Source organism: Vulcaniibacterium thermophilum, assembly GCF_007923255.1.
In the GTDB taxonomy this organism is placed as follows: domain Bacteria; phylum Pseudomonadota; class Gammaproteobacteria; order Xanthomonadales; family Xanthomonadaceae; genus Lysobacter_F; species Lysobacter_F thermophilum.
Genome location: NZ_VOHJ01000033.1, coordinates 1 through 15,390, shown reverse-complemented (window position 1 = coordinate 15,390; position 15,390 = coordinate 1). Strand labels below are relative to the sequence as shown.

Below are 15,390 nucleotides of genomic sequence, written 5' to 3'. Positions count from 1 at the left end.
CTCAGTCCTCCGGCGCGAATCGCTTCTCGAGCACCTCGAAGCGCAGGTCGTCGCGCCGGGGGATGCCGAACCGGGCGTCGCCGTAAGGGAAGGGCTTGAACACGCCGGTGCGGCGGTAGCCGCGACGCTCGTAGAAGGCGATCAGTTCCGCGCGCGAGTCGATCACGGTCATCCGCATCGCGGGAAGGCGCCACGTTTCGCGGACGATCCGCTCGGCCTCGGCCAGCACGCGCTTGCCGAGGCCATTGCCCTGCAGCGTCGGCCGCACCGAGAACATGCCGAAGTAGCCGGCGCCGTCCTCCTCGGCCACGTGCGCGCAGGCCAGCAGGTCGCGGTCGCGTTCGGCCAGCAGGATCAGGCTGCGCGGACGCGCGAGATACTCGCCGATCTCGTCGGGGCCGGTGCGGCGGCCGTCGAGCAGGTCGGCCTCGGTGGTCCAGCCGGCGCGGCTGCTCTCGCCGCGGTAGGCGGATTCGACCAGCGCGACGATCGCGTCGACGTCGGCTTCGGTGGCGGCGCGGAAGGCAAGCTCGTCCATCGGATCAGACCAGCAGGTGACGCAGGTAGGGCCAGAGCATGAACAGCAGCACCAGCAGCACCAGCGGCAACGCGATCAGCGCGATCACGCGCAGGCTGCGCCCGGCGCGGTCTTGCAGCGCTTCGGCACGTGCGTTGATGCGCTCGGCACGCTCGAGCTGCGAGCGCGCCAGCGCGAACTGCTCGCGCTGCAGCGCTAGCGCCTCGCGCTGGAGCGCCATCTGCTCGCGTTGCTGGTCGCGGATCTCGCGCAGCAGGGCGGCGACGTCGTCGTTCATGCGGTTCTCCCCTCCCGGGCACGCAGGCTAACAGGTGGCGCGCTAGGCGAGCAGGCGGCGCACCTTGACGAGCGCCGCCACGAAGGCGTCGATCTCCTCGTGCGTGTTGTAGAACGCGAACGAGGCGCGGCAGGTGGCCGGCACACCGTAGTGCTGCATCAGCGGATGCGCGCAGTGGTGGCCGGAGCGCACGGCGATGCCTTCCAGATCGAGCAGGGTCGCCAGATCGTGCGCATGCGCGCCGTCGACCAGGAAGCTGATCACCGCCGCCTTCTCGCGCGGCCGGCCGAGGATGCGCACGCCGTCGATGGCCGACAGCGCTTCGGTCGCGTGCGCGAGCAGCGCCTTCTCGCGCGCTTCGATGGCGTCCATGCCGATCCCGGCGAGGTAGTCGACCGCCGCACCCAGGCCGACGAAGCCGGCGATGTTCGGCGTGCCCGCCTCGAACTTGTGCGGCCCCTCGTTGAACACGGTGCCGTCGAAGCGCACCTCCTTGATCATCTCGCCGCCGCCGAGGAACGGCGGCATCGCGTCCAGCAGTTCGCGACGCGCCCACAGCGCGCCGGTGCCGGTCGGCCCGCACATCTTGTGGCCGGTGAAGGCGTAGAAGTCGCAGCCGATCGCGGCGATGTCGAGCGCGCGGTGCGGTGCGGCCTGCGAGCCGTCGACCACGGTGACGATCCCGCGCCGGCGCGCTTCGCGGCAGATCTCGCGCACCGGGTTGACGGTGCCCAGCACGTTGGAGACATGGGTGACGCCGAGCAGTTTCACTTCCGGCGTCAGCAGCGCGTACAGGCGGTCGAGATCGAGCTCGCCGCTGTCGGTCAGCTCGGCGACCTTGATGCTCGCGCCGGTGCGCTGGGCGACGAGCTGCCACGGCACGATGTTGGCGTGGTGCTCCATCCGCGTGAGCACGATCGCATCGCCGGCTTTGAGCCGCGGCAGCGCCCAGGAATAGGCGACCAGGTTGATCGCGAAGGTGGTGCCGCTGCACAGCACCAGTTCGTCGCCGCGCACGTTGACGAAGCGCGCCAGCTTGGCGCGCGCGCCTTCGTAGGCTTCGGTGGCCTCGGTGCCGAGCGTGTGCACGGCGCGGCTGACGTTGGCGTTGTGCCGGCGGTAGAAGTCGTCGACCGCCTCGATCACCGCCGCCGGCTTCTGCCCGGTGTTGGCGGCGTCCAGGTACACCAGCGGCTTGCCGTGCACCTCGCGGGTGAGCAGCGGGAAGTCGGCGCGCACGCGCGCCCAGTCGATCGCGCTCATGCCGCCTCCAGCCGCGCCAGCGCGGCATCGAGCCGGCGCGCGAGCGGCTCGCGCAGATCCGCGCCGAGCACCGCCAGCGTCTCGCGGCAGAACGCGGCGGTCAGCAGCGCGCGCGCGGCCTCGGCCGGCAGCCCGCGCGAGCGCAGGTAGAACAGCGAGGTCGGATCGAGCTGGCCCACGGTCGCGCCGTGCGCGGCCTTGACCTCGTCGGCGTGGATCTCCAGCACCGGCTGGCTGTCGATCTCGGCGTCGGCCGAGAGCAGGAGGTTCTTGTTCGACAGGTCGGCGGCGGCGCCGTCGGCGCCGGCGCGGATCAGGATGCCGCCGTGGAACACCACGCGCGAACGGCCGGCGCCGAGGCCGCGCCAGAGCAGGTTGCAGGCGGTGCCGGGCGCGACGTGGTCGAGGCCGAGGCGGGTGTCGAGGTGGCGGCGCCCGCTGCCCAGCAGCACTCCGTTCGCGTCCACCTGCGCGCCTTCGCCCTGCAGCGATACGTTCAGTTCGTGACGCGACAGCCCGGCGCCGAGCTCGAGATCGAGCCGCCGGTAGTGCGCCTCGCGCGCGAGCACGGCCTCGGTGCGCAGGAAGGCGGTGGCAGCCGGCGCATCGTCCTGCACCCGCGCGTGCAGCAGGCGCGCGCCCTGTGCGAGGTGCGCGTGCAGGATCTCGTTGCCGAGATGCGCGTGCGTGCCTGCGGCGATGCGGTGTTCGACGATCCGCAGCGCGGCGCCGCGCCGCAGCTCGACCAGATGCCGCAGATGCCAGGCACGGTCGGCATCGGGCGCGCCGACCAGCACGACGTGCACGGTGCCGGCATCGACGCCCTCGGGCACGCGCAGCAGCAGTCCTTCGTCGGCCAGCGCGGCGTTGAGGCGTGCGAACGGCTCGTCGGCGCGCGCGTAGTCGCGCGCCATGAAGTTGACCTGGCGGGCGTCGCCGTCGTGCAGTGCCTGCGAGAGCGGCCGGCAGACGACGCCGGCGGCGAGGCCGGACAGGTCGGTCAGCGCCGCGTCGAACCGGCCGTTGACCAGCACCAGGCGCGGCGCGGGAATGTCCGCGACCAGCGCCGGATCGACCGGCGGCGCCGCGGTCGGTGCGGCGGCGAACGCGCGCCGTTCCAGCGCGCGCAGCGGCGTGTACTTCCAGGCCTCGACGCGCGCGTGCGGCAGGCCGTCGCGCAACAGCGCCTCGAACGCGGCGCGGCGCGCCGGGCCGAGGCCGGCCGCCTCGCGCACGGGCAACGCCTCGAACGCGGCGGCGAAGGAGTCGAGCAGCGGGCTCATGTCAGTGCGCCGCCTCCGGCGCGATGCGATCGCGGATCCAGGCGTAGCCGTGCTGCTCGAGCTGGTGCGCCAGCTCCGGTCCGCCGCTCTCGACGATGCGGCCCTCGGCCATCACGTGCACCACGTCCGGGCGGATGTAGTCGAGCAGACGCTGGTAGTGGGTGATCACCACGAACGCGCGATCGGGCGAGCGCAGCGCGTTGACGCCATCGGCCACGGCTTTCAGCGCGTCGATGTCGAGGCCGGAGTCGGTCTCGTCGAGGATGGCGAGCTTCGGCTCCAGCAGCGCGAGCTGGAAGATCTCGTTGCGCTTCTTCTCGCCGCCGGAGAAGCCCTCGTTGACGCCGCGGTGCAGCAGTTCGTCCTTCAGGTGCAGCACGGCCAGCTTCTCGCGCACGCGCTTGAGGAACTGCATCGAATCCAGCTCCTCCTCGCCGCGCGCCTTGCGCTGCGCATTGAGCGCCGCGCGCAGGAAGTAGGTGTTGTTCACGCCGGGGATCTCGACCGGGTACTGGAACGCCAGGAACACACCGGCGGCGGCGCGCTGCTCCGGTTCCAGCGCGAGCAGGTCGCGTCCTTCGAACTCGACCCGGCCTTCGACCACCTCGTAGCCCTCGCGGCCGGCGAGCACATGGCCGAGCGTGGACTTGCCCGCGCCGTTCGGCCCCATGATGGCGTGCACCTGGCCGGGCGCCACTTCGAGCGAGAGGCCGCGCAGGATGTCGCGGCCGGCGACGCGGACGTGCAGATTCTCGATTTTGAGCATGTCAGTTCCCGGTTACGTACAGGCCCCTCTCCCGCTCGCGGGAGAGGGGTTGGGGTGAGGGCCGATCGGCGTGGCCCTCATCCGACGCTTCGCGCCACCTTCTCCCGCAGGCGGGAGAAGGGAAAATCAGCTCAGCCCACCGAACCTTCGAGGCTGACTTCCAGCAGCTTCTTGGCCTCCACCGCGAACTCCATCGGCAGCTCGCGGAACACCGACTTGCAGAAGCCGTCGACGATCATCGACACCGCGTCCTCCTCGCCAATGCCGCGGCTGCGGCAGTAGAACAACTGGTCCTCGCTGATCTTCGAGGTGGTCGCCTCATGCTCGACGGTCGCGCTCGGGTGCTTGACCTCGATGTAGGGGAAGGTGTGCGCGCCGCACTTCTTGCCGATCAAGAGGCTGTCGCACTGGGTGTGGTTACGCGCGCCTTCGGCGCTGCGCTCGACCTTCACCAGGCCGCGGTAGGTGTTCTGGCCGTGGCCGGCGCTGATGCCCTTGCTGACGATCTTGCTCTTGGTGCGCTTGCCGACGTGGATCATCTTGGTGCCGGTGTCGGCCTGCTGGCGGTGGTGGGTCAGCGCCACCGAGTGGAACTCGCCCACCGAGTCGTCGCCGAGCAGCACGCACGAAGGATACTTCCAGGTGATCGCCGAACCGGTTTCGACCTGCGTCCAACTGATCTTGCTGCGCGCGCCGCGGCATTCGCCGCGCTTGGTGACGAAGTTGTAGATGCCGCCGCGGCCTTCCTCGTCGCCCGGATACCAGTTCTGCACCGTGCTGTACTTGATCTCGGCGTCATCGAGCGCGACCAGCTCGACCACTGCGGCGTGAAGCTGGTTCTCGTCGCGCATCGGCGCGGTGCAGCCCTCGAGGTAGGACACGTAGCTGCCTTCCTCGGCGACGATCAGCGTGCGCTCGAACTGGCCGGTATGGCCGGCGTTGATGCGGAAGTAGGTGGACAGCTCCATCGGGCAGCGCACGCCCTTGGGGATGAACACGAAGCTGCCGTCGGAGAATACCGCCGAGTTGAGCGCGGCGAAGAAGTTGTCGCCGACCGGCACCACGCTGCCGAGGTACTTGCGCACCAGCTCGGGGTGCTCGCGGATCGCCTCGGACATCGAGCAGAAGATGATCCCCTTCTCGGCCAGCTCCTTGCGGAAGGTCGTGCCGACCGAGACCGAGTCGAACACCGCATCGACCGCCACGCCCGCCAGCTTGGCGCGCTCGTGCAGCGGCACGCCGAGTTTCTCGTAGGTGTCCAGCAGCTCCTGCGGCACCTCGTCGAGCGACTCGTACTTGGCCTTGGGCGCGGCGTAGTAGCTGATCGCCTGGAAGTCGATCGGCGCGATGCGCAGCTTGGCCCAGTGCGGCATCGGCATCTTCAGCCAGTGCCGGTACGCGGCCAGGCGCCATTCGGTCATCCACTCCGGCTCCTGCTTCTTTGCCGAGAGCGCGCGGATCACGTCCTCGTCCAGGCCGGGCGGCAGGCTGTCGGATTCGATCGGCGTGACGAAGCCGGCCGAATAGCGGCGTCCCAGTTGTTCGTGGATTTCCCGGTTCTGCAGTTCGGTGGCCATGCGGCTGCCTACGGTGTTCGGTCGGGGGCGCTCATGCGCCGAGCGGTGATTCGGGTTGCAGCCGCACCTCGATGCGGCGCGCGGGGCGCGGCGGGGCGAGCATCTGCGCCAGCGTCACGCCGCGCAGGGCGTCGATCACCACGTCGTTGATGCGGCGCCAGTTGGCACGCACGCCGCAGCGGCGTTCCAGCGTGCAGGCGCTGTCGTGCAGGCTGCACTCGGTCATGCCGAGCGGTCCTTCCATGGCGGTGACGATGTCGAGCAGGCCGATCGCCTCGGCCGGACGGGCCAGGCGGTAGCCGCCGTTGGCGCCGCGGAAGCCTTCGACCAGGCCCGCCTGCGCCAGCGGCTTGAGCACCTTGGCCACGGTCGGCGCCTCGAGCCCGGCCCGTTCGGCCAGCTCGGCGGCGCTCAGCACCTCGCCCGGGGCGGCGGCGAGCACGGTCAGCACGAGCGTGGCGTAGTCGGTGAGCTTGGTGACCCGGAGCATGGCGGCGATTCAATTCGGACCGGAATTGTACTGTTTCGGGCCGCGCTGCGCCAACCCGCGGACGCGACCGCGGACGGCCGCCGTTCAAGGCGCCGTGATGGCTCATCCGCGACGGGCGCGTCACACTATGCGGCCCTGTCGAGTCGAGACCCGCATGCCGCGCAAGATCGTCGCCCGCCGCTCCGCCATCCACGGCAATGGCGTGTTCGCCCTGCTGCCGATCGCCAAGGGCGAGCGGATCGTCGAATACAAGGGCCAGCGCCGCACCCACGAGGAGGTCGACGCGGGCGACACCGGCGACATCGAGTCCGGTCACACGTTCCTGTTCACGCTCAACGACGAGTACGTGATCGATGCCAACCACGGCGGCAACATCGCGCGCTGGATCAACCACAGTTGCGCACCGAACTGCGAGGCGGTGCTGGAGGAGCACGAGGGCGGCGACCGCCGCAAGGACCGCGTGTTCATCGAGGCCAGGCGCGCGATCCGGCCGGGCGAGGAACTGACCTACGACTACGGCATCACCCTCGACGTGCCGCACACTGCCAAGCTGAAGAAGATCTGGGCTTGCCGCTGCGGCGCGAAGAACTGCACCGGCACCATGCTGCGCCCCAAGCGCAAGTCCGCGGCCAAGCCGGACAAGGACGGCGGGCGCGGGCGCTGACATCCCGCGTGAGCGCGCGCTTGCGGCCCGCGTCGACGACTGCCCGCCGCGCCGCGGCGGGCGCGCAGGGTGCGATGAGCGGCGCGCCGCACGCGCGCGGCGGCGGCCGGAACCCGTCGTGGCCGGATGCGCGCCCGCCATCACCTCGGCGCCGGCAGGGACGCGCGCCGGCGACAGGCATAATTCGCCGATGATCGCCTTCCGCAATTTCGCGCTGCGCCGCGGCGAGCGCCTGCTGCTGTCCAACGTCGATCTCGCCCTGCACGCCGGCTGGCGGGTGGGCGTGGTCGGCCGCAACGGCACCGGCAAGTCGTCGCTGTTCGCGGCGATCGAAGGCGGGCTCGAAGCCGATGCCGGCGATCTCGATCTGCCCGGCAAGGCGCGCATCGCCAGCGTCGCGCAGGAGACGCCCGCGCTCGACGCGCCCGCGCTCGATTTCGTGCTCGCAGGCGACGCCGCCGTGCACGCCGCGCTGACCGCCGAGCGCGAGGCCACCGCGCGCGAGGACTGGGACGCGGTCGCCGAGGCGCATCACCGGCTGGAGGAGCTCGGCGGCTACGACGCCGAGTCGCGCGCGGCGAAGCTGCTGTACGGCCTCGGCTTCGCGCCCGACACCCATGCGCGCAAGGTGCGCGAATTCTCCGGCGGCTGGCGGGTGCGGCTGAATCTGGCGCGCGCGCTGATGACGCCGAGCGACCTGCTGCTGCTCGACGAGCCGACCAACCACCTCGACCTCGACGCCGTGCTGTGGCTGGAGCAGTGGCTGCTGAAGTATGCGGGCACGCTGCTGGTGATCAGCCACGACCGCGAATTCCTCGACGGCATCTGCACCCACACCCTGCACCTGCACGAGGGCCGCGCGCGGCTGTACACCGGCAACTACACCGCGTTCGAGCGCCAGCGCGCCGAACAACTGCGCCAGCAGCAGATCGCGTTCGAGAAGGAGCAGGCCGAGCGCGCCCACCTGCAGGCGTTCATCGACCGCTTCAAGGCCAAGGCGAGCAAGGCGAAGCAGGCGCAGAGCCGCATGAAGCGGCTGGCGAAACTCGCCGGCACCGAGCCGGTGCGCGCCGAACGCGCGCTGCGCATCGAGTTCCCGGCGCCGAGCAAGTTGCCGCATGCGCTGCTGCGGTTGGTCGATGCGGATTGCGGGTACCGGGCATCACCCTCCCCCTCGGAAGGGCACCCTACACAACCCTCCCCCTCAGGGGGAGGGCAGGGTGGGGGTGGTGTGCACGTCAGCGCGCAACACCATCCCCTCCCCAACCCTCCCCTTGAAGGGGAGGGCGTGAACGTCGTGCTGCGCGACGTCAGCTTCATGCTCGAAGCCGGCGACCGCATCGCCCTGCTCGGCCCCAACGGCGCCGGCAAGTCGACCCTGGTCAAATCGCTGGTCGGCGAGCTGCCGCTGCTGGCCGGCGAGCGCGGCGCGCATCCCGACCTGCGCATCGGCTACTTCGCACAGCACACGGTGGAATCGCTGAAGCAGGGCGCCACGCCGATCGACCATCTGACGGAGATCGCGCCCGGCGTGCCCACCCAGGCGCTGCGCGACTTCCTCGGCAAGTGGAACTTCCCCGGCGACCGCGCGTTCGAGAGCGTGGACGGCTTCTCCGGCGGCGAGCGCGCGCGGCTGGCGCTGGCGCTGATCGCCTGGAAGCAGCCGAACGTGCTGCTGCTCGACGAGCCGACCAACCACCTCGACCTCGACATGCGCGAGGCGCTCGCCGAGGCGCTGGCCGATTTCGAGGGCGCGATCGTGCTGGTCAGCCACGACCGCCACCTGATCGGCCTGGTGTGCGACACCTTCTGGCGCGTCGCCGACGGCCTTGCGCAGCCGTTCGACGGCGACCTCGACGCCTACGCCGCCTGGTTGCGCAATCGCGACAGCTCCGGCGACGGCGGCCGTGCCCGCGCCGCGGCCCCGGCCGCGCCCGCTCCGGCGCCGAAAGCCGACAAGCCCGCGCGCAAGCCCAATCCGCACAAGCTGGCCCGCGCCGAGGCGAAGGTCGCCGAGCTGGAAGCGCAGATCAAGGCGCTCGACGCCGCGCTGGCCGACCCGCCCACCCACCGCGACCCCGCCCGCGCCACCGAACTGGCCCGCCAGCGCGACGCGCTCGCCACCGAGCTCGCCGCCGCCGAGGCCGAGTGGCTGGCGCTGATGGATGCCGCCTGACGTCTTGAAAACCGGCCGTGGCGGCCCCACCGACGCGGCAGCCTCATCGCCATCGAGCCATCCCCATGCCGATCTACGCCTTCGAATGCGCCGACTGCGGCCACAGCTTCGACCGGCTGCAGAAGCTCAGCGATCCGGATCCGACCGAGTGCCCGTCCTGCGCTGGGCCTGGCGTGCGCCGCCAGCTGACCGCGCCGCAGTTCCGGCTTTCGGGCGGTGGCTGGTACGAGACCGATTTCAAGAAGGACGGCGAGAAGAAGCGCAACCTGGCCGGCGAGCGCGAAAGCAAGTCCGAGTCGAAGGGCGAGGGCGGCAAGAGCGAGAGCAAACCCGCCTCCGGGGACGCCAAACCGGCAGCCGCCACCGCCTGACGGTCGCGCTCGCGCCGTCCTGTGCCGAGCCCGTCCCGATCCCGGGGCGGGCTTTCGCGTTTCCGGGTATCGGCCGACGACCGACCCCGCCATCGCACGGGGCACGTGGCCGGTGCGCACGCACGTCGAGCGCATGCGGCCGGCGGGCGCGGCGAGGTTGCGCGCGTCGGTCCGCGTGTCCGTCCGCGTGTCCGTCCGCGTGTCGGCAGGCGCATGCCGAACCGCCGCGACCGTTGACTCTCAAATGAGAATGCTTATCATCTGCGTCGACCACCGCAAGCCAGGAGGCCCGTCCATGCAAGGCGTCATGCGTCACCCGCTGTTGCAACTGAAGCCGCCCGTCGCGCGCACGGCGCGTGCGCCCGCGGCGACGCCGGAAGATGCGGTCGACAGCGCCGCATTGCTGCGTGGCCAGCGCGAAGTGCTCATCCGGCACGGCGGCGAGGTGTACCGCCTGCGCCACACCCGCAACGACAAGCTGATCCTGACCAAGTAATCCGGCGCGGAGCGCAGCGCGCGCTCCCGTCCTTCTCCTCTCCGGGCGCCCGCCGCGGCCGCAAAGGCCGCAAGCCAGCCAGGCTCGGACAACGTCGGAACCCGACATGTCCGCTCCATCGCCATTGGCTGCCGCCGTCCTCGCCTGTCTCGCCGCCTCCGCCCATGCCGGCGTGCCGGCCGATTCGGCCGAGGCGCACGACCTCGACACCGTCACCGTCACCGCCACCCGCACCGAACGCGCGCTCGCCGACGTTCCGGCGACGGCGAGCGTGATCGACCGCGAGCGGCTCGATCGCGAACTCGTGCTCGATCTGAAGGACCTCGTCCGTTATGAGCCGGGCGTGTCGGTCGGCAGCGGCACCGGGCGCTTCGGCCTGCGCGACGTGCGGATCCGCGGCCTGGGCGGCAACCGGGTGCGGATCGAGACCGACGGCATCGCCGTGCCCGATGCGTTCGCGATCGGCAGTTTCGCCGACGCCAATCGCGACTTCGTCGACCTCGACACCCTCAAGCGCGTGGAGATCGTGCGCGGACCCGCGTCCGCGCTGTACGGCTCGGACGCGTTGGGCGGCGTGGTCGCCTTCGTCACCAAGGATCCCGCCGATTATCTGGCGCCGGGCAGGGACGCCCACCTTGGGCTGAAGTTCGGCTACGAGAGCGACTGGCGCGGGCTGTTCGCCAGCGCGACCTCCGCGTTCGGCGGCGAGCGCTGGTCCGGCCTGCTGGTCGTCGGCCACCGCCAGGGGCAGGAGACCGGCAACCGCGGCGATCGCGCCACGCGCGACGGCACCCGCACCGTGCCCAATCCGCAATCGCGCGACGGCCGCAGCCTGCTGGCGAAGGTCGTGCACGCCCCCGACGAGGCGCAGCGCTGGCGGCTGACCGTCGAGGGCAACGAGGACGCCACCGACACCGACGTGCTCAGCCAGCTCGGCCTGCAGGCGCGCACCCGGGCGATCGTGACCGCGATGCGCGGCGACGATCGCCAGACGCGCGCGCGGCTGTCGCTCACCTGGGAGCACGACGCGCTCGCCATGCCCTTCGCCGACCGCATGCAGGCGCAGGCCTACCGGCAGGACAGCGAGACCGCCCAGCGTACCGTCGAGCACCAGCGCAACGCCGCCGGCGTCGCGCTGCGGCGCGAGCGCGAGTTCACCTTCGACCAGCGCCTGCACGGCGTCGAGGCGGTGCTGCACAAGGCGCTCGCCACCGGCGCGATCGACCACGCGCTCACCTGGGGGCTCGAGCTGACGCGCACCGACGTGCGCCAGAAGCGCGACGGTCGCGCGATCGACCTGGCCAGCGGCCAGGCGACGCCGGTGGTGCCGCCGGACGTGTTCCCGGTGCGCGATTTCCCGACCTCGCGCATCGACAACGCGGCGCTGTTCGTGCAGGACGAGATGAGCTTCGCCGGCGGGCGCGCCACGCTGCTGCCCGGGCTGCGCGTGGACCGCTACGCGCTGCGGCCGCGGCGCGACCCGATCTTCGCCGAGGACAATCCCGGCGTGGTGCCGGCCGAGGTCACCGTCACCCGCGTCTCGCCCAAGCTCGGCGCGGTGTGGCGGATGGGCGGGACGTGGTCGCTGTTCGCCAGCTACGCCGGCGGCTTCCGCGCGCCGCCGTACAACGACGTCAATCTCGGCTTCACCAATCTGCAGTTCGGCTACGCCAGCGTGCCGAATCCGGAGCTGCGACCGGAGACCAGCGACGGCTACGAGCTCGGCGTGCGCCACGCCGGCGCCGCGCTGCACGCCAGCCTGGCCGCGTTCCACAACCGCTACCGCGACTTCATCGAGTCGGGCGTGCTGGTCAGCGCGCCGCCGGTGACGCCGGTGCGCGTGTTCCAGGCGCGCAACGTCGAGGCGGCGAGGATCGAAGGCGTGGAGTTGAAGGCCGCGCTCGATGGCGGCGCGCTGCACCAGCGTCTGCGCGGCTGGAGCCTGCGCGCCGCGGCCGCCTGGCAGCGCGGCGAGAACGAGCGCGACGGCCGCCCGCTGACCGGCGTCGATCCCGCACGCGCGAGCCTCGGACTCACGTTCGACGCGCAGCGCTGGGGCGTGGGCCTGCACGGCCGCTTCGCCCGCGCGCAGCGGCGGATGCCGGAGCTCGCGCCCGGCGTGGCGCAGTTCGTGCCGCCGGGCTACGGCGTGCTCGACCTGCTCGCGCACTGGCGTTTCGCGCCGGGGGCGACGCTCGACCTGGGCGTGTTCAACCTCGGCGACCGCCGCTACTGGGACTGGGCCGACGCCGCCGGGCTCGACGCGGCCAGCCCGGCGCTGGAGCGCTACACGCGTCCGGGCCGCAGCGTGTCGATGAGCGTGGCGTTCGCATGGTGAGGGGAGGCGGAGCGATGAAGCGATACTGGATGGCCGCGTTGTTGAGCTGCGCTCTGGCCGCGACCGCGGCGGCGCAGGAGCGCCGCGAGTTCGGCGTGCTGGTGATGGCCCACGGCGGCGGCGAGCGCTGGAACCGCGAGGTGGCGCAGACGCTCGAACCGCTGCGTGCGGAGCAGCCGCTGGAAATCGCCTTCGGCATGGCCGATGCCGGCAGCCTGCAGGCCGCGGTGGACCGGCTGGAGGCGCAGGGCGCGCGCCGGATCGCGGTGGTGCGTCTGTTCGTCAGCGGCGAGAGCTGGCGCGAGCGCACGCGCCAGATCCTCGGCCTGGCGCCCGGCGCGCCGCCGCGACCGGCCGACGACGCGCGCGCCGCGCATGCCGCCCACGGCGACCACGCGATGGCGTTCTGGCGCATCCACGGCGACGCCGCCTTCGCGCTGAGCGAGGAAGGCCTGATGGACGCGCCGGAGATGGGCGAGGTGCTGGCCGCCCGCGCCCGCGAACTGAGCGTCGATCCCGCGCGCGAGGACGTGCTGGTGCTCGCGCACGGCCCCGAGGACGATGCCGAGAACGCGCGCTGGTTGGCGCGCATCGACGCCCGCGCCGACGCGATCCGCCGCACCGCGCCGTTCCGGCGCGTGCAGGTCGAGACCCTGCGCGAGGACTGGCCGGAGAAGCGCGCCGCCGCCGAAGCCCGCATCCGCGCCTTCGTGCGGCGTGCGCGCGAGGAGGGCGGGCGCGCGATCGTGATTCCGTTCCGGGTGCAGGGCTTCGGTCCCTACCGGCGCGTGCTGGAGGGATTGGACTACGTCGCCGACGAGCGCGGTCTCGTAGCCGACCCGCGGGTGGCCGACTGGGTGCGGCGTCAGGCGGCCGCGCTGCGTGGCGAGCTGGATGATGCGGACACCGCGACCGCGCGCGGATCGAGCCTGTAGGCGCGCTTCAGCCGCGACTCCGCGGAGGGCGGGACTTGTCCCGCCGGATGTGCGACGAAGGCTTTGCCCGCCTGCGCCGGTCCCTCACCCCAACCCCTCGTCCGGCCCGCCGCAGCCGGCGTAGGGCGGGACTTGTCCCGCCGGATGTGCGACGAAGACTTTGCGCGCCTGCGGCGCGCGCCCTCACCCCAACCCCTCGCCCTGCCTGCCGCGGCCAGCGTAGGGCGGGACTTGTCCCGCCGGATGTGCGACGAAGGCTTTGCCCGCCCGCGGCGGTCCCTCACCCCAACCCCTCGTCCGGCCCGCCGCAGCCGGCGTAGGGCGGGACTTGTCCCGCCGGATGTGCGACGAAGGCTTTGCCCGCCTGCGCCGGTCCCTCACCCCAACCCCTCGTCCGGCCCGCCGAAGCGCAGCGCGTGCCCTTCCGCGATCCCGCCCTGAGGGCGCGCGTCAATCCACCCGCGCAGGATAGGGCGCGACGACCGGCATCGCTTCGCGCACGGCGGCGGCGAGCGCCGCCGGATCGGGCGCTTCCACCGTGAGGTCGAACGACTCCACGAACGCCAGCGTGTCCGGCGGTACCGGGGGCGCGGGCGGCGCGGGCGGCGCTTCCGGAGCCGCCGGCGCGCGCGGCACCGGCGGCGCCGGCGGTGCGGGCGGCACCGGCGGCAACGGGATGCGCCGGGCTTTCGGTACCGTCAGCTCGGCGCTGGCGGTGCGGCGATCGCGCAGGTACTCCACGCTCACCCGGCTGCCCTCCGGCTTGCCGCGCAGCGCGTCCATCGCCTCGCGCGGCGTCGACACCGGCTTGCCGTCCACCTTGCGGATCACGTCGCCCGGCTGCAGCGCCTCCAGCCCTTCGCCCGCGCTGAGCACCAGCACGCCGGAATCGGTGCCGAAGTAGCGGCCGAGACGCTCGTCGACCGAAGCGAGGTTCAGTCCGCTCCAGCGGAACGCCTCGCTCAGCACGCGGATGCGGCACTTCTCGCCGTCCTTGCCCTTGGCCCCGCCGGCGCAGGCGCCGTCCGGGCCGAGGGTGAGGATCTCCGTGCGCACTCGCGGCGCGACCAGCGGCGCCAGCGCCTCGCCTTCGATCACCTCCACGTGCCGCCGCCCGGCCCGCGGCGCGCGCGTCACCAGCACGTCGCCGTCGCGGTCGAAGCGGAACATCGCGATGTCGTCGGCCACGCGCGGCGTGACCTGTGCCGTCGCGCGCCTGCCGTCGCGCTCGTAGGTGACGCTGACCGGCCGATCGGCTTTCAGCTCGCGCAGCAGCTCGCGCGTGCGGGCCAGCCGCGCATCCGCATCGTCGCCGGCGATCGGCTGGCCTTCGATGGCGACGATCACGTCGCCGCTGCGCAGCCCGGCCTTGGCCGCGCCGCTCTCCGGCGTGACCGCGGCGATGCGCGCGCCGCCCTTGCCATCCGGCGCGAGCACCACGCCCAGCAGCGGACGCCGCTTCAGCACGTGCTGGAACGCCATCGGGCGGCCGTCGAACTCGCCCAGTTCTCGCGAGAGCTCGGCGACCTTGCGCGCGGCGCGTTCGAGTTCGGCGCGAGCGGCCTCGAGTTCCTTGCGCTTGGCCTCGCTGGAATCGGCCTGCGCCAGTGCGCCGAACGCCAGCGCAAGCGCGATGGCGCCGCCGAGCAGCGGCATGGGGGACAGGATGCGTCGCATGTTCACCTCGTCGTAAACGTTCGGTTTCAGTCCACGCTGACCAGCGCGCCGTCGTACGACTCGCCGTTGGCCGCCAGCCAGCGCTGCGTGCCTTCCAGACCGGCCAGCTCGCGCAGCGCCTCCACGCGCTGCTGCCAGAGCTGCCGCCGTTCGGTCTCGCCGAGCTGCGGATCGGTCAACGCCGCGTCGATCGAGGCGACGCGGTCGTCCAGTTCGGACGCCATCACCGCCGCCGGCGCACTGGCGACGCGGTCGTTGCGGGCCAGCATGACCAGCGCCTCCAGTTGCGCCGATTCGCGTTGCAGGCGGATCAGCGCGTCGCTGTCGGATGGAGATGCGGCCGTGGCCGTTCGCGTCGCAGCGGGTTGCGGGAGTGCCGGCGGGACCTGCGCCCCCCGCGTGGCGGCGGCCGCCGGCCGCGCGCGGCGCGGCGGCAACGCCGGCCCGGAATCGACGCGCTGCGCGCTGGCGATGCCGGTGGATGCGCGCCGTTCGGCCGGCGCGCGCACCGGCGATTCGACTGCCGCCGGCGCGGTGCG

Annotated in this window: 14 protein-coding genes and 1 pseudogene; 6 read left to right on the top strand and 9 right to left on the bottom strand. The window is 72.2% G+C overall.

What is annotated here, in order from left to right; translation table 11 throughout:
- Position 1: 1 nt before the first annotated feature.
- The 7 genes from FQY64_RS12020 to FQY64_RS11990 all read right to left on the bottom strand — a co-directional run bounded on the left by FQY64_RS12020 (position 2) and on the right by FQY64_RS11990 (position 6,194).
- A complete protein-coding gene (locus FQY64_RS12020; RefSeq protein ID WP_146474552.1) occupies positions 2–538 on the bottom strand; it encodes a GNAT family N-acetyltransferase in 537 nt (178 codons plus the stop codon).
- 4 nt (positions 539–542) lie between these two features.
- Positions 543–815: a hypothetical protein gene (locus FQY64_RS12015; RefSeq protein WP_146474550.1), complete on the bottom strand. Its 273-nt coding sequence runs from the start codon at positions 813–815 to the stop codon at positions 543–545.
- 42 nt (positions 816–857) lie between these two features.
- Positions 858–2,078 carry a cysteine desulfurase gene (locus FQY64_RS12010; RefSeq protein WP_146474548.1) on the bottom strand — a complete coding sequence of 407 codons (1,221 nt, stop codon included), beginning with the start codon at positions 2,076–2,078 and terminating at the stop codon, positions 858–860.
- A complete protein-coding gene (gene sufD / locus FQY64_RS12005; protein ID WP_146474546.1) occupies positions 2,075–3,361 on the bottom strand; it encodes a Fe-S cluster assembly protein SufD in 1,287 nt (428 codons plus the stop codon). Before sufD ends, FQY64_RS12010 begins: the two co-directional genes overlap by 4 nt.
- A 1-nt stretch (position 3,362) precedes the next feature.
- A complete protein-coding gene (gene sufC, locus FQY64_RS12000) occupies positions 3,363–4,127 on the bottom strand; it encodes a Fe-S cluster assembly ATPase SufC (RefSeq protein ID WP_146474544.1) in 765 nt (254 codons plus the stop codon).
- A gap of 131 nt (positions 4,128–4,258) precedes the next feature.
- The gene (gene sufB / locus FQY64_RS11995) at positions 4,259–5,704 is read right to left on the bottom strand and encodes a Fe-S cluster assembly protein SufB (protein ID WP_146474542.1); all 1,446 of its coding nucleotides are present in this window, start codon (positions 5,702–5,704) and stop codon (positions 4,259–4,261) included.
- 31 nt (positions 5,705–5,735) lie between these two features.
- On the bottom strand, positions 5,736–6,194 hold the full coding sequence (locus FQY64_RS11990; RefSeq protein ID WP_146474540.1) for an SUF system Fe-S cluster assembly regulator: 459 nt from the start codon (positions 6,192–6,194) through the stop codon (positions 5,736–5,738).
- Positions 6,195–6,348: 154 nt separating this feature from the next.
- On the opposite strand from FQY64_RS11990, the gene FQY64_RS11985 reads away from it, so the two are divergent.
- The 6 genes from FQY64_RS11985 (at position 6,349) to FQY64_RS11960 (ending at position 13,174) form a co-directional block, all read left to right on the top strand.
- Positions 6,349–6,858, top strand: a complete 510-nt coding sequence (locus FQY64_RS11985) for an SET domain-containing protein (protein ID WP_146474538.1) — start codon at positions 6,349–6,351, stop codon at positions 6,856–6,858.
- 190 nt (positions 6,859–7,048) lie between these two features.
- Complete coding sequence (locus FQY64_RS11980) at positions 7,049–9,034, top strand: ABC-F family ATP-binding cassette domain-containing protein (protein WP_146474536.1); 1,986 nt, start codon at positions 7,049–7,051, stop codon at positions 9,032–9,034.
- A gap of 65 nt (positions 9,035–9,099) precedes the next feature.
- Entirely contained in the window at positions 9,100–9,405 is a 306-nt protein-coding gene (locus FQY64_RS11975) for an FmdB family zinc ribbon protein (protein WP_146474534.1), read from the top strand.
- A 250-nt stretch (positions 9,406–9,655) separates the two neighbouring features.
- Positions 9,656–9,901 (top strand): hemin uptake protein HemP, encoded by a 246-nt coding sequence (gene hemP / locus FQY64_RS11970; protein ID WP_186760970.1) that lies wholly within the window; start codon positions 9,656–9,658, stop codon positions 9,899–9,901.
- 106 nt (positions 9,902–10,007) lie between these two features.
- Positions 10,008–12,239, top strand: coding sequence for a TonB-dependent hemoglobin/transferrin/lactoferrin family receptor (locus FQY64_RS11965; RefSeq protein WP_146474533.1), 2,232 nt, complete (start codon positions 10,008–10,010; stop codon positions 12,237–12,239).
- A gap of 14 nt (positions 12,240–12,253) precedes the next feature.
- Entirely contained in the window at positions 12,254–13,174 is a 921-nt protein-coding gene (locus FQY64_RS11960; RefSeq protein ID WP_186760968.1) for a CbiX/SirB N-terminal domain-containing protein, read from the top strand.
- Positions 13,175–13,624: 450 nt separating this feature from the next.
- Here the strand turns inward: FQY64_RS11960 and FQY64_RS11955 are convergent, their stop codons facing one another.
- Both FQY64_RS11955 and FQY64_RS14825 read right to left on the bottom strand, forming a co-directional pair.
- The gene (locus FQY64_RS11955) at positions 13,625–14,851 is read right to left on the bottom strand and encodes a PDZ domain-containing protein (protein WP_146474529.1); all 1,227 of its coding nucleotides are present in this window, start codon (positions 14,849–14,851) and stop codon (positions 13,625–13,627) included.
- Positions 14,852–14,877: 26 nt separating this feature from the next.
- Positions 14,878–15,390 (bottom strand): annotated as a pseudogene (locus FQY64_RS14825) (hypothetical protein); the annotation flags it as partial.

Coding starts and splice junctions, on each gene's coding strand:
- FQY64_RS12020 (WP_146474552.1), bottom strand. CDS start 538: ATGGACGAGCTTGCCTTCCGCGCCGCCACCGAAGCCGACGTCGACGCG.
- FQY64_RS12015 (WP_146474550.1), bottom strand. CDS start 815: ATGAACGACGACGTCGCCGCCCTGCTGCGCGAGATCCGCGACCAGCAA.
- FQY64_RS12010 (WP_146474548.1), bottom strand. CDS start 2,078: ATGAGCGCGATCGACTGGGCGCGCGTGCGCGCCGACTTCCCGCTGCTC.
- sufD (WP_146474546.1), bottom strand. CDS start 3,361: ATGAGCCCGCTGCTCGACTCCTTCGCCGCCGCGTTCGAGGCGTTGCCC.
- sufC (WP_146474544.1), bottom strand. CDS start 4,127: ATGCTCAAAATCGAGAATCTGCACGTCCGCGTCGCCGGCCGCGACATC.
- sufB (WP_146474542.1), bottom strand. CDS start 5,704: ATGGCCACCGAACTGCAGAACCGGGAAATCCACGAACAACTGGGACGC.
- FQY64_RS11990 (WP_146474540.1), bottom strand. CDS start 6,194: ATGCTCCGGGTCACCAAGCTCACCGACTACGCCACGCTCGTGCTGACC.
- FQY64_RS11985 (WP_146474538.1), top strand. CDS start 6,349: ATGCCGCGCAAGATCGTCGCCCGCCGCTCCGCCATCCACGGCAATGGC.
- FQY64_RS11980 (WP_146474536.1), top strand. CDS start 7,049: ATGATCGCCTTCCGCAATTTCGCGCTGCGCCGCGGCGAGCGCCTGCTG.
- FQY64_RS11975 (WP_146474534.1), top strand. CDS start 9,100: ATGCCGATCTACGCCTTCGAATGCGCCGACTGCGGCCACAGCTTCGAC.
- hemP (WP_186760970.1), top strand. CDS start 9,656: ATGCTTATCATCTGCGTCGACCACCGCAAGCCAGGAGGCCCGTCCATG.
- FQY64_RS11965 (WP_146474533.1), top strand. CDS start 10,008: ATGTCCGCTCCATCGCCATTGGCTGCCGCCGTCCTCGCCTGTCTCGCC.
- FQY64_RS11960 (WP_186760968.1), top strand. CDS start 12,254: ATGAAGCGATACTGGATGGCCGCGTTGTTGAGCTGCGCTCTGGCCGCG.
- FQY64_RS11955 (WP_146474529.1), bottom strand. CDS start 14,851: ATGCGACGCATCCTGTCCCCCATGCCGCTGCTCGGCGGCGCCATCGCG.